Raw genomic sequence first — 13,022 nt, 5'->3', positions numbered from 1 at the left:
TGATGGAAAACAACTAACAAAAAAATAATTGCTGCAGAGTACAAGAATACAGTTAAGTAGGCAAATAAAAAAGGACGATTGCATAAAATTAGTTTATATTCCTTCATCAATTATATGATCCTTAGTTGAAGAAGAGCTTTGTGTCTTCATGGCTCAAAAAATTCATAAATTAAAAAATGGCGTGTCAAAACTGTTGTCAGTTTACACGCCATTTTGATTATCAATTACATGATATGCACCCCAAAACGGAACGGTTTATGATTAGCTTCACCTGGTTTTTTAATCGTTCTTTTATAATGATTGTATTCTCATGTAATGTTAACTAAGCTCTCAAAATGAGAGGGTAAAGGAGCTTCAACAGTCAATACTTCCTTTGTAAATGGATGAGTTAGGCTAAGTGAAATAGCATGTAAAGCTTGATATTGAAGTAGCGAAGTTTGTCCCCCATAGAACTGGTCTCCTACTAAGGGGTGACCAATATGACTCATATGAACTCGAATTTGATGAGTTCTCCCAGTATCTAGCTGGAGTTTCACCATTGAGGTGTCTAACTTTTTATTGGTTGATTGTACTTCATAGTGAGTAACAGCTTGCTGACCTGTTGGTGAGACTCTTCTTCTTGTTGGATGATGACGATCTTTTCCGATGGATTCATTGATTGTTCCTTTTTTCTTTTTTAGGACACCCTCAACAATGGCCACATAGGTTCTAGTAATTTCTCTCTTTTCTAAAGCTTGATCCAGTAATGCACTGGCAAGAGAGTGCTTGGCAAATAAGATTACGCCACTCGTATCGCGATCTAAGCGGTGCACATGACGTACCTTTGTCTGTAATCCAAGGAGCTGCCAATGATAAGCGACCCCGTTTGCTAATGTATCTAGCTGGTCTTTCTCGTTTGGATGTGTATCCATATGTGGCGGCTTATTTACTATAAGTAAGTGATCATCCTCATACACAACATTGATTTGTAAGTCCTGTGGTAAAACGCCATATTCCTCTTCTTTAAAGCATTGAATATAAAGTCGATCCCTCATTTTTATGGTTTGCTGCCAAGAACTCGATTGTCCATTCATTAAAATGCCTTTATTCATTCGAAGCTCATGAAGAAGCTTTTTAGGTACGCCAATCTGTCCTTTAACTACTTCTTCAACTGCTTGTCCTTCCCAAGAGGAGGGAGAAGTTAGGACTAACCATTCCCCTTTCTTTTCAGCTTGAATCAAGAAGCTTCACCTCTTTGACTATCTATTTTTCTTTGTTTTAAAAACTGAATAAATCTCAAGGTAAACATAATTAGTAAAAATCCGATGTAGCCTAACGAAATTGTTAAACCAACAGTAGAAAAGCCCATGATTTTAAGAATCATATTAATAACCGTAAACACATAAAGGATACCCAAATACCTTTTAATCTCAGCATCCTTAAATAATCTGGTCAAATAAGCACCAATTTGACCACCAATAAGGGCTCCAATAATAAGTGTAAAGGCAAATGAGTAATCAATCGTTGTATTGGTTGAATATGTAATAAATCCAGTTATAACAATAAAAAGTACGGCAAAAAGACTAGTTCCTACAGCTTTTCTCGGCGCCAAGCCTACAAATGAAAGTAGTAATGGAACAATAATAAATCCACCACCCACTCCCAAGGTGGTCGATATAAACCCTCCTGCTAAGCCTATCAGGATAGGAATTAGCCAAGTGTTTTTCTTTTTTGTTTGCGGGTTGTGATCCTTCTTTTTATAAGATAGTAAGGTATAAGCAAAATAGCCAGCTAATAGGATATAAAAGATGGGAATGGTTATTTCTTCAATACGAAGCTCCTCCAGTAGCATCACAAATGGATGTGCTAATTGAGTAGCTAATAATCCTGAAATAGCGACAAGTAAACCAATCTTAAATTCAATATTTTTCATTCTAAAATGAGCAATAATTCCTGAGAAAGATGTACCAATGGTGTACAGTAAACTTGTTGCGATCGCTATAATAGGAGAGAGTCCCATTAATAATAAAATAGGGGTGAGCACAAATCCTCCACCAATTCCAAAGTAACCTGATAAGACCCCTACACATGCACCTAGTAAAATAAACAGTAATAATTCCAAAATAATACCCCTCTCTACATTCCTTTTCATTATGAAGAATGGAGAAAATTAACACAACTTTTTCATCCGTGTTTATAAATGTTTTTCCTCGTTTTTTTCCAGAGGAAGCATGTATTAGTTTATGTAATTGCTACTATATTATGGGTGAAAAGTTTAATCTAGTCGATATTATGCCTTCTTTTCATGCAAGTATTTACCGAGCTATATAGGAAATGGTTAAGCCGGAAAGACTTACCTTAGCAATTTAAGAATAGAATATGGTAACGTATAGCTATACATTAGAATCGGCATTAAAAAGGTGGGCTAATCATGAAAATTGTAACAGCTTCAACTCCTGAACAAGAGAACTATATTAAAGAGCTAGTTAATTACATGTACTGCGAGGTTTTCCCTCATTATTTCTCTGATCAGTTTATTAATGAGTTGAAGAGTCTTCATGTTCTATTACCAGAGAACACTGATCTATATAACGGTACTCTTAAAGAGGCCTTTCAATTAATTTCTGGTATGCAATCATTGATTGCAGTGATTGAAACAATTAGACATGAAGAATTAGAGAATCATCATCGTGAAATTTTTGAAAAAAATACTGGTATTCTTGAGGACTATGGTTATAAATTTCCTCTCAAGATTGAGCAATTCCTAAAGGCGAAGGAAGAATGCATTAGTTTATACTCAAAACCAACAAGTCATTACATCATGTAAAACAAGAAGATGAATTCATTTCTGAATTCGTCTTTTTTATATTATTGAAGAAAAGGATAAAGAAGAAATGACGTCGAACTAAAACTAGGGTAGTTTAGGAGGCTCTTTTCGTAAAGATTTTTTTGGGGGTTATCTTTGTTAAAACATAGAGTTGATTGGAGTGGAAGGTACTCGACTCCTGCGGGAGCAGCGGGACATCGACAAAGGAATTCGCTTTGTCGCAGGTGAGACCCCGCAGGCAAAGCCGAGGAGGCTCACCGCCCGCCCCGCGGAAAGCGAGTGCCTGTAGCGGAAATCAACGGACCCAATAAAAATTCATTTTTAGTTAAAATAGCAACAAAGTATGCAAAAATAGTTTTTTTTAAAATAGTGATAAGGAGGAAATCAAGTGAACAGTGTCAGTCATAAACAGAAGTATCCATCCCTTGAAACCGAACGAATGAACCTTCAAATTCTTAATCTAACCCATTTAGAAGAAGTACATAACCATTTTTCAGATGAGCAGGTTACAAGATTCATGGATATAGAGCCATGTAAAGATCTTAAGGAAGCAGAAGAAATCATTCGTTTCCATATGGAGGACTCGGGTTGTAGATGGGGAATCTTTACGAAAAGTACGGAGGAGTTCATAGGTACGGTAGGCTTTCACTACTTAAGGAAAGGGAATGACGAATTGGTTGCTGAAGTTGGCTTTGATTTAGCAAGGGCTTACTGGGGCCAGGGGTTTATGCATGAAGCCATGAAAACAGTGATTCTATTTGGGTTTTCACAAATGGAATTAACTAAAATGGACGCAACGGTGGACCCTAATAATGAGCGATCCATTCATTTAATGAAGAAGCTACATTTTATTCAAGAAGAAGAGCTTCAAGATGGACTCGTTTATTTCTTTTTAAATAAGTAGTTTTAATATTTTACGAATACTTAGGTACAAGCTGGTTGTACTGCTTAGCAGTTCACTAAAAAAGTGACTGCTTATTTGTGTTTTTTGTTAAATGATTAATTTCTTTTCTACTTAAAATTATTTTTCTAAAACGATATATGAAGCGGTAAATGGATCATTACTAGATATAAATCTCCTCTAACTAATTATATTGTAAAAATAATATCCTATGAAACTAGAATTAATCTGGGAGTTGCTTACTATTTAAAGGTTGATTTTTACATTTATTACCATTATATTAAGTTTATATTTTAATAGAGGGGTAAAAAAACTTATGGTTATGCTGATGAAAAAAATGTTAAGAAGTTCTGTTCTCCTTTTTCTTGCTTCTATCGTAATCATTTATTTAGTATACATATCCACTATTTATGAGTTCTTTGTGAATAAATTTAATTTAAGTATTATGTCTCAAGCAATTTTTGACTATTACAAGAATTTAATTGGTAATCAATCGTTCGGGATGTCGATACAGTGGACTGCAGTTCCTGTTAACGAAATTGTTGCTGATCGTTATGGAAAAAGCTTAAAAATCATCATTCCTGCTTTTATCATCAGTATTGTGTTTGGAATCCTGTTAGGAATCCTTCATTTTCTGGTCAGAGAGAAAAAAGTACAGAATAGACTACACAAGATCAACCATCTCTTTTTTGGTACGGTTCCAGATTTTTTTCTTCTTATTGCCATTCAGTATGGATTAATATTACTAATACGGGCAGATTTGATTGAGTTAGATTTATTTGGAGATGAAACATGGTTTAATCTCTTTTTTCCTACTTTGATTATCTGTATTACCCCTATCTTTTACATCTCAAATATTACTTTTCATTCTTTGATGATTGAAAAAGATAGGGATTATGTAAGAACTGCCATGTCCAAAGGTACAGGTCAAACAATCATTACACTAAAGCATTTGCTATGGAATGCATGGCCAACGATTCTAGGTTACACGCAAACCCTAATGTTATTTATTATCAGCAGTTTGCCTATTATTGAAAGACTAACTTTCTATGGTGGTGCCGGTCAGCAGTTGATTATGTCGCTTAAAGCAAACGACGCAACTGTAGTCTTAGGACTTCTTATGCCTTTCCTTTTACTAGTATTAATCACTTCATGGATTACAGACATTATAAAGCTATTTATTACGCCATCTAGCCTTGAGCAAGAATTGTCCGATGTGACAATCAGAGCTAATCGTTTAAAGAGAGTCCGTCATTTCATCAAGTCATTTCCAAATAAACTTTTTAATTCTCTAAAGGTATTCCCACAAAAGTTATTGATGGGAATATATACACTAATTAAACTACCTTTTAAGGTTATAAAGGGGATATATAAACTTATCAAACTAATACTTTACATATTTATTAAGCGAAGCATTAATTTGGTTAAAACATTCTCATTTATAAAAATCATTAAAACGATCTTTACCTTTATTAAGGAATATCCTGCTTTTAATCTAGGGGTGCTCCTTTTGGGTGGAATTGTAATGATGGCGATTATTGGACCGAGTATGCCTTTTGTGGATAACGAATTGAAAGGTTTTCGGATTGGGTACGATGAAAACGGTAAATTACTTAAAGCCCCTATGCCACCAGGGGAAGATTATTGGTTTGGGACAAATCGGGAAGGCCGGGATTTATTCAGTATTATTATACACGGAGCTAGAGAAACGCTCCTACAGCTATTGGTGATTGCCGCTATTCGATTCTTCATTAGCATACCGCTTGGCTATTTTGCCTCTGTGCATAAAGGAGCAAGGAATCTACTTGGTTTCTCAAATAGTATGCTCTCCTTTTTACCAACGATTATCTTAGTCATGTTAATCGGGAGTATACCTCCCATACAAGAGTCTGCTGGGCGATATATGGTCCTAGTAATCTTTATTGCTCTTTTAGACATTGGTCGGATTGGTGAAATCATGAGACAAGAATTCACAAAAATTAATAGAACAGAGTTCATGTTAGCAGCTGTTGCAACTGGAACAAACTGGTACAATATTATCATTAGACATTATATTCCGAATATCTACCAAAAAATCATGTATATTTTTATAAGTGACATGGCTCGGATTATGGTTCTACTCGGTGGACTTGGAATTGTAGATGTATTTCTGGCCCAGGAACTTAGTTGGGATCCAAATTTTGGCTTAACTGTTGAAAACCTAACATACACCTGGGCATCCTTACTTTCTGATGCGATCAGGGATCTTCAGACAGCACCATGGATTACGTTTTTCCCATCCCTCTTTATTGCTATTTTGATAATGGGTCTAAACTTGTTCGGGGTAGGATTAAAGGAAGTTTTAGACAAACAGAAGAAAAAGAAGGAACAGCAAGAATCTGAAAACCATTTAAAGCAATGGACGACAAATGAAGCTACACGGAAAATAAGTGTGTAGAGTTTGGATAAAAAATAAAAGGAACTCACCCTTGAATAACAAGGTAGTGAGTTCCTTTTTTATAGGCTCCAGGTAAGTGTTTTAATCTATAAACTATTCTGCATACTGTTCGAACCAAGCCTGGAATTGCTCATCACTGACTTTTCCTTCTACACGGTTTACTTCCACACCGTCTTCATATCTAACGACGGTTGGAGTACTCGTTATTTGGTAGGTTGGGAAGCCTTCTTCAAATTCTAATAAGTTAAACAATGGGAGCTCCATCCCTAATTCTTCTGCCATCGGAACAATTACTGGAGAGGTCTCCTTACAAAAAGCACATTCTGGGCTGTAGAAATAAACGGTTAAGCTTTCTTTATTATCCAATCTTTCCTTTAGCTCGTCCGGTAGAATTTGATTTTCATAGTTAGGATCATCCAATTGAGCAATGGTTGCAGACTTTAGCTTTTCCTTTCCATATGGATTTCCCTCTGATGCTTGTTGGTTAGAGTAATTAGTAACAAACGCTAAAGCCCCGAACAAGGCAATGATCACTGCTAGAAATATAATGACTTTCTTCATGTTATGATTGCTCCTTTCTTATTTTTAAGATCATAATCTGTAAAATAGTAATCGCAGTAAAAGCGGTTAATGCTAGAAATGGGATGGTGATAAATCCAAGCCAGTTTATATATTCACCTGTGCAGGGAACTACTCCACATGAAATAGAGGCATCAGCCATTAAATCAATTTTCTGGATTGAGTAGTGATAAAGAGAAATTGCTCCACCAATAATTGAAAATGGAAGAACATAAATAGATAAAGACTTGTACTCTTTCTTAACTAACGCAGTTCCCATCAGTAACACGAGTGGGTACATAAATATCCGTTGATACCAGCAGAGCTCACAAGGGATATATTTTAACACCTCAGAAAAAAACAAACTGCCCATTGTAGCAATCACCGAGATTGCCCATGAAGCAAAAAACAGGTTTTCGATCTGTGTTTGTTTCCTTTTAGACTTCATCTTCCACCAACTTTAATTTTTTCTATTAAAATTGTAATGCAAACAAGGTCTATAAAACAAGCTAGCTATGTACTAATTATGTATCGATTTCGTGAAAAATAAAAAAGCTACGCGCGAGGGACGTAGCTCAACATGTAAGTACTATTTTCTTTTAAAAATTTTCCCGGTTGTATCTTTAAAGGTCTTGGTCGTTGTATCAACGGTTTTGCCGATTACCTGATTCCCTGTATTAGAAACATTTTTGACAATATCGGCTGTTGAATCAGTTACCTTCCCAACAAGGCCACCTTCACCAGAAACGCTCTTCACGATGTTATTGGCAGTATCAACCGTCTTATGAACCAGGTCGTTTGCATGATTGGATGTGTTTTTTAACAGGTTTTTATTCTGCCTATTCTCGTTTCGTTCATTTGTAATGACAATCTCCTCCTTTGTTTGGGTACGATGTTAGGTTTATGAGGAGGGGACATTAATTAGAACGAAACAGGATGTCCTAATTTTATAGTTCCTAAATTAAAGTCTGTTGTTGATTTCCGTTCCAGGACACTCGCTTTCCGTGGGCGGGTTCGGGAGCCTCCTCGGCGTTACCGCCTGCGGGGTCTCCTTCACCACGCTTCTCCCACAGGAGTCTCGCGTCCTTCCACTTCAATCAACTCTGCTAAAAGTCAACACTCTACTTTAACACAGCTAAATTAAAAATAAAAAACACAATATGAGAATTAGTCATATTGTGTTTAAATCGCCTGTTTTTTCATTTGCTCTAGTATATACTCTGATGAACGAAGGGCAAGAGAATAGGTAGTTAATGTTGGGTTTGCCGATGGAGCTGTTACATAGGTTGGTGTCCCCACAATAAACAAATTCTTCACATCATGTGTTTGCCCAAAACTATTAACAACGGATGAGGCAGGGTTAGTCCCCATTCTGCAGCCACCCATCAAATGAGCCGTCATCTTCAGATGATAAAGTGGCTCACCACCAGAGGCAATCCCTACATTCGAAAGTAAATCCTTTGCCGCTTTCCGGATCTTTAAGTCATTTTGATGGAAGGAAAAGTTAACCTTAGGAACTGGAAGGCCATATTCATCCTTCTCATTACTTAAAGTAACCTGATTCTGCTCCTGTGGTAGCACCTCGCCTAGCATGGCAAAGGAACCATAATGATTATAATCTAACATGATCTCACGAAGTTTTTCTCCATAACGACTTGAATCATTATCAAAGAAAAGGCTCGCTAAACGGACTGGACGATGCCCATATGAATTCATGATAAAGCCTCTTGCAAAGCCTTCTTTCTTTCCTTGTTCATAAGGGTCAAGGGTAATCGCCTGGACAGGATTCCCGCGATACATTCTGATTTCATCATTATATTTAATGATCATTTGGTCATTGGTATTAACCATAATGTACTTGCCGACCACTCCGCTAGAGTTGGCAACCCCATCAGGAAACATTGTATTAGCAGAGTTAAGAAGAAGGCGAGGCGTTTCAATTGTGTATGAGGCAAGAATGACCAACCGGGCTTTGAGCTCATGCTCCCTGCCGTCTTTCACATAAATCACACCACTGATTGAGCCGTCCTTATTCATGACTAGCTGTGTAACCATTGCATTACTTATGACTGTCGTCCCATGTCTAACAGCTTCTGGTACAAAGGTATTCAAAGGAGTGGTTTTTGAATCAGGCATACATCCTTCTTCGCAGAAACCACGGTTGATACAAGGCTCTCGGTCATGATGTGGTACCGATAAAATGGCTAAAGGTGATACAGAGTGATTAAGGCCGAGGCTTTCACAACCTTCTCTGAATTTTAAGGAATTATTACTAAGATCATGATGCTGAGGGAGAGGGAATGGACCTCCATACGGCTCCCATGGAAATTTATTGGGTCCTGATAATTGAAGGGTTTTCTGCATTCGGTCATAATAAGGTTCAATATCTTCATATTGAATAGGCCAATCCTCGCCAACCCCCTCTTCAGAATACGTTCTAAAATCAGAGTGATGGAATCTAAGCATTTGGGCGGTATAATGAACAGCGCTACCTCCGACCCCTTTACCAGAGTTACTTCTTGATAGGTTCAAGGGATCATTCCCTATGCTAATTCTAGGGTCATTCCAAAATAACTTTTCTGCTTCTAGTTCATCACTTGCAAAATCACGTTTTGGTTCACGTAATGGCCCAGCATCTAGGGCAACCACCTTTAACCCAGCTTTTGAAAGCTCAGCCGCTACTACACTTCCAGATGCACCCATGCCAACTATACATACATCAATATCACTCATGCATTTGAGCCTCCCATTTATCGAATTGCTTGGGTCCAAAAGCATAATAACCTCGAGGGTACGCAGGGCCTCCATAGCCAATCTTAGACCATGTAGACGGATCAGAGTATATGATCGGTAATAGCTCTTTCATGACTGTTGTAAAAAATAGATGTGGTGATACATCCTGCCAAATATTTTTGTAGCCTATATTCAGTTCTAAATCTTTAATCATCTGCTTTTGTATATTTTCAGCTAGTGCGGAGAAAGGCTGTTTATGTTGATCAAACGTTTGTTTAAAAAGCCCCTCAAGCCCTGCCTTAATAACATGTAACTTTTTCATCGAGCTGCCTTTTGCAAATCCATTCATGGTTTGGCAGCGGTCATCAAAGAGAGGAAGTATATTCATGGAGATATCCCCTAGGTGGGAAGGAAATAAAATGGGGATGAGTGCAAGGAGAACATCCTTTTCATCCTCATTAAAAAAAGTGGTTTCACTATGCGAAAGTCTTTTTTTAAGAACAGACTGAGTAGTTGGATCCCATTCATCCCATTCTGATAACACATTATATTCTGGGTAATACGTTTCTTTTGGGTGCGACATTATGACCCCTCCCATCAAAACCAAATTAATAATAAGTTAATGATTCCAAGCGCAGCAATGGAGAACGGAAGAATAAACGGAGGTCCTGTCATCAGGTTTTCCATTCTAAAGCCGCCTGTGCGATGTTTAATAGCGGAGATATGTAAATATCCCCCGTATAATCCAGCAACGATTCCAATCAAGGCAAGAATCGTTTGAAGCCATCCTAGTGCATGGGTTGGCCAAATTGACAGTAGTATGGCTGACAAACCTAAGATTGGGAGTGCAATAACTGGAATCCACATCTGCCATTTATGGAATTTTCCTCTTGCATGCCATACAGTGATCTGAAGCCATAGCATGATATAGAAAATACCAAATATAAAAGTAAGTAATCTTGGTAAAATCCATTGGTCCCATCCTATTAGCATAATACATACTCCCTTCAAACCTAATAACGTTAATATGAGGAAAAGGGTTCCAACTTATTCCTTTTAAGGAATTCTTCCATTTAACTTATCAAGTATTGACCTTTTAAAAAAGGATTACACTATAGATGCGAAAGGAGCGATGTAGAAATGAACTTACTTAGAGACATCATGACTGAAAATGTAGCAACGGTCTCTCCCAATCAAACAGTCCAAGAGGCAGCAAGGCTGATGAGTGAATATAACGTAGGGTCGATTCCAGTCGTAGATAATCGGAAAGTATTGGGGATTATTACGGATCGTGATATTACGTTACGTTCTACAGCCCAAGGACTCACGAGCTCTACTGTTGTGTCAGAGGTTATGTCAACAGATGTAGTGTGCGGGACGCCAGACATGAATGTGGAAGAAGCGGCAAGCTTAATGGCTCAAAAACAAATTCGTCGATTACCTGTTGTGGAGCACAACCAGTTAATTGGTGTCATTGCCTTAGGAGACATTGCCACAAATGAAATGTTTGATGAGGAAGCAGAAGCAGCACTTACCAATATTTCAATTCCTTCACAGCCTGAATTGTAGGAATAGGAGCACCTGTTGAACATTGTTCACGGGTGTTTTTTTGTTGGCTAGTTTGATCGTGACTAGTGAACTTATCTTGAGTTTGGGAGAAAAAGGAATTTCGTTGATAAAAAGTGTGATTTCGTTGATAAACTTGGAGGGTTCGTTGATAAGTGCACTAAATTGGAAGTTAAATTGGAGAATTCGTTGATAAACTTAAATTTAAGCGGTAAAGCACCTGCTGAATGGCATAACAAACTTAAAAAGCATTTTCAATCTATCAAAAGTGAACGTGTTTAACTAAATAATCATGTAACGAGCAGCTTAGACATACTCATCTAATGAAAATAGCTTTAATTTTTTTATACATATGGAGACAATTGGGTTATAAATCCAAAAAACTAGAGAAAAACTAGTTTAACGAGTGAAAAAAGCGGGTAAAGTAAGCTGATAGATTATAAGGGGATGAAAAAGAAATGTCTAAGATCGATTTAACTAAATTTGAGAAAAAAATGATTATAAGAAGAATAGAAGAAAAAGACTTTGATTCTATTATGGAAATGCAACAGGTTTGCTTTCCGGGGATGGTTCCTTGGGAAAAGGAGCATCTTGAATCACATTTAGAGCATTTTCCTGAGGGGCAATTGTGTGCGGAATATGACGGTAACATCATCGGTTCATGCTCGAGCTTAATTATTAACTTTGACGAATATGATGACAAGCATACATGGGATGATATAACAGATGAAGGATACATAACGAATCATAATCCAGATGGTTACAACCTATACGGAATTGAAGTAATGGTTCATCCTGAATATAGAAGAATGAAGGTTGGGCAGCGATTATATGATGCTAGGAAGGATCTTGCAAGAGAACTTAACTTAAAAAGTATTATTATCGGGGGACGAATTCCTAATTATCATAAATATGCAGAGGAAATGTCACCACGCCAATATGTTAAAGAAGTATCTATGCATAAGGTATATGATCCAGTTCTTTCGTTTCAGTTGATGAACGGATTCACCTTAATGAGAATAAACCCGAACTATTTAGAGGATGATCAGGCCTCTTATAAATATGCAACACTCATGGAATGGAATAATATCGATTATCGAGGTATAACAAAGCGTCACTTCCAAACTTCATTCCCGGTCCGAATTTGTGCCATTCAATATGCGATGAAGAAAATTGATTCGTTTGAAGAGTTTGCTAAGCAAGTGGAATACTACACAGATGTAGCTGCAGATTTTGGGTCAGACTTCGCTGTTTTCCCTGAAATTTTTACGACTCAGCTACTCTCATTTGTTCATGAAAAAACACCAAGTCAGGCTATTCGAAAGCTAACCGAATTTACAGAGCAGTATTTAGAGTTGTTTGCGAATCTTGCCGTTAAATATAATGTAAACATTATTGGCGGTTCCCATTTCGTAGATGAAGATGAAAAAATTTATAATATAGCTTATTTATTTAGAAGAGATGGAACGATTGAAAAGCAATATAAGATCCACATTACTCCAAATGAAAAGCGCTGGTGGGGTGTAAGTGCTGGAGATGAAGTGAAGGTCTTTGATACAGATTGTGGAAAAATTGCCATTCAGGTTTGCTACGATATTGAATTCCCTGAGTTAGCTCGTATTGCAACCGATCGAGGAGCTAATATTATTTTCACTCCTTTCTGTACGGAGGATCGCCAAGGATATTTACGCGTACGACTTTGTGCACAAGCGCGTGCCATTGAAAATCAAATTTACACAGTAATTGCCGGTACGGTAGGGAATCTCCCACAGGTTGAAAATATGGATGTTCAGTATGCCCAATCTGGCATCTTTACCCCTTCTGATTTTGAATTTGCAAGAGATGGTGTTGCCGCTGAATGTAATCCAAATCTAGAGACCGTTGTCGTAGCCGATGTAGATCTTGAAATCTTAAGAAGACAACGTAAAAGTGGAACGGTGAGACAGCTACGCGATCGTCGCCGTGATTTATATGAAATTCGTTATAAAAAATAATATGTCTTAGGAAAAGCATTGCACACA

General features: G+C 37.3%; 12 protein-coding genes. 5 read left to right on the top strand and 7 right to left on the bottom strand.

Going from position 1 to position 13,022, the window contains the following annotated elements; all coding sequences use genetic code 11:
• Window positions 1-308: 308 nt before the first annotated feature.
• Together M1D60_RS17700 and M1D60_RS17695 are read right to left on the bottom strand one after the other, a co-directional pair.
• The gene (locus M1D60_RS17700) at window positions 309-1,217 is read right to left on the bottom strand and encodes an RluA family pseudouridine synthase (protein ID WP_456279481.1); all 909 of its coding nucleotides are present in this window, start codon (window positions 1,215-1,217) and stop codon (window positions 309-311) included.
• Complete coding sequence (locus M1D60_RS17695) at window positions 1,217-2,101, bottom strand: sulfite exporter TauE/SafE family protein (RefSeq protein WP_456276152.1); 885 nt, start codon at window positions 2,099-2,101, stop codon at window positions 1,217-1,219. Before M1D60_RS17695 ends, M1D60_RS17700 begins: the two co-directional genes overlap by 1 nt.
• Before the next feature lie 309 nt (window positions 2,102-2,410).
• On the opposite strand from M1D60_RS17695, the gene M1D60_RS17690 reads away from it, so the two are divergent.
• The 3 genes from M1D60_RS17690 (at window position 2,411) to M1D60_RS17680 (ending at window position 6,144) form a co-directional block, all read left to right on the top strand.
• The gene (locus tag M1D60_RS17690; protein ID WP_456276151.1) at window positions 2,411-2,806 is read left to right on the top strand and encodes a DUF5365 family protein; all 396 of its coding nucleotides are present in this window, start codon (window positions 2,411-2,413) and stop codon (window positions 2,804-2,806) included.
• Between the two features lie 388 nt (window positions 2,807-3,194).
• Window positions 3,195-3,710, top strand: coding sequence for a GNAT family N-acetyltransferase (locus M1D60_RS17685; RefSeq protein WP_456276150.1), 516 nt, complete (start codon window positions 3,195-3,197; stop codon window positions 3,708-3,710).
• A gap of 313 nt (window positions 3,711-4,023) precedes the next feature.
• Window positions 4,024-6,144, top strand: a complete 2,121-nt coding sequence (locus M1D60_RS17680) for an ABC transporter permease subunit (protein WP_456276149.1) — start codon at window positions 4,024-4,026, stop codon at window positions 6,142-6,144.
• Window positions 6,145-6,237: 93 nt separating this feature from the next.
• Here the strand turns inward: M1D60_RS17680 and M1D60_RS17675 are convergent, their stop codons facing one another.
• From M1D60_RS17675 to M1D60_RS17655, 5 genes are all read right to left on the bottom strand, one after another.
• Window positions 6,238-6,705, bottom strand: a complete 468-nt coding sequence (locus M1D60_RS17675) for a thioredoxin family protein (protein WP_456276148.1) — start codon at window positions 6,703-6,705, stop codon at window positions 6,238-6,240.
• A gap of 1 nt (window position 6,706) precedes the next feature.
• Window positions 6,707-7,150, bottom strand: a complete 444-nt coding sequence (locus tag M1D60_RS17670; protein WP_456276147.1) for a disulfide oxidoreductase — start codon at window positions 7,148-7,150, stop codon at window positions 6,707-6,709.
• 734 nt (window positions 7,151-7,884) lie between these two features.
• Window positions 7,885-9,435 carry a GMC family oxidoreductase gene (locus M1D60_RS17665; protein ID WP_456276146.1) on the bottom strand — a complete coding sequence of 517 codons (1,551 nt, stop codon included), beginning with the start codon at window positions 9,433-9,435 and terminating at the stop codon, window positions 7,885-7,887.
• A complete protein-coding gene (locus M1D60_RS17660) occupies window positions 9,428-10,018 on the bottom strand; it encodes a gluconate 2-dehydrogenase subunit 3 family protein (RefSeq protein ID WP_456276145.1) in 591 nt (196 codons plus the stop codon). Before M1D60_RS17660 ends, M1D60_RS17665 begins: the two co-directional genes overlap by 8 nt.
• Window positions 10,019-10,032: 14 nt before the next feature.
• Window positions 10,033-10,428: a hypothetical protein gene (locus M1D60_RS17655; protein WP_456276144.1), complete on the bottom strand. Its 396-nt coding sequence runs from the start codon at window positions 10,426-10,428 to the stop codon at window positions 10,033-10,035.
• A gap of 147 nt (window positions 10,429-10,575) precedes the next feature.
• On the opposite strand from M1D60_RS17655, the gene M1D60_RS17650 reads away from it, so the two are divergent.
• Both M1D60_RS17650 and M1D60_RS17645 read left to right on the top strand, forming a co-directional pair.
• Complete coding sequence (locus tag M1D60_RS17650) at window positions 10,576-11,004, top strand: CBS domain-containing protein (RefSeq protein ID WP_456276143.1); 429 nt, start codon at window positions 10,576-10,578, stop codon at window positions 11,002-11,004.
• A 455-nt stretch (window positions 11,005-11,459) separates the two neighbouring features.
• On the top strand, window positions 11,460-12,995 hold the full coding sequence (locus M1D60_RS17645; protein ID WP_456276142.1) for a GNAT family N-acetyltransferase: 1,536 nt from the start codon (window positions 11,460-11,462) through the stop codon (window positions 12,993-12,995).
• Window positions 12,996-13,022 lie beyond the last annotated feature (27 nt).

The sequence above is a fragment of the Bacillus sp. AK128 genome (assembly GCF_053903075.1).
This window is presented reverse-complemented; position numbering and strand designations above follow the sequence as displayed.